The sequence below is a fragment of the Devosia alba genome, assembly GCF_039938915.1.
In the GTDB taxonomy this organism is placed as follows: domain Bacteria; phylum Pseudomonadota; class Alphaproteobacteria; order Rhizobiales; family Devosiaceae; genus Devosia; species Devosia alba.
The window spans coordinates 1-276 of record NZ_JBDUUI010000082.1 but is presented as its reverse complement, the minus strand read 5'-3'; the positions used below and the strand labels follow the sequence as shown (position 1 = coordinate 276).

1 protein-coding gene is annotated in these 276 nt (G+C 44.2%); it reads right to left on the bottom strand.

Annotation, left to right across the window (positions count from 1 at the left end):
* Positions 1-211: hypothetical protein (locus ABFY71_RS18855; RefSeq protein WP_347947406.1), on the bottom strand; the 211-nt coding region annotated here is incomplete at its 3' end.
* Positions 212-276 lie beyond the last annotated feature (65 nt).

The window sequence follows — 276 nt, the reverse complement described above, 5'->3', positions numbered from 1 at the left end:
CGCCGGAATCTGCAAATTCCGAAATAGGGTTCTCACCGTTGCAAATAGTCACATTACTCCATGTATTTTCCTTAGCTGCTCCGAGGTCCTTATTTGAACGTGCTTTTCCTTTGCCAGAACAGAGATTGTAAATCAATGTTTCGTAGTTATCCCGGATATACTGAGAAGCATTCTTCGAGTCGTCCAGAATCATCGGAAAGTTATTGAGCATATCTGCCCTTGTCTCCAATGATGTATCTGTTGAACGAAAATTCCCAACGTAGGCTCCCGGTGCCG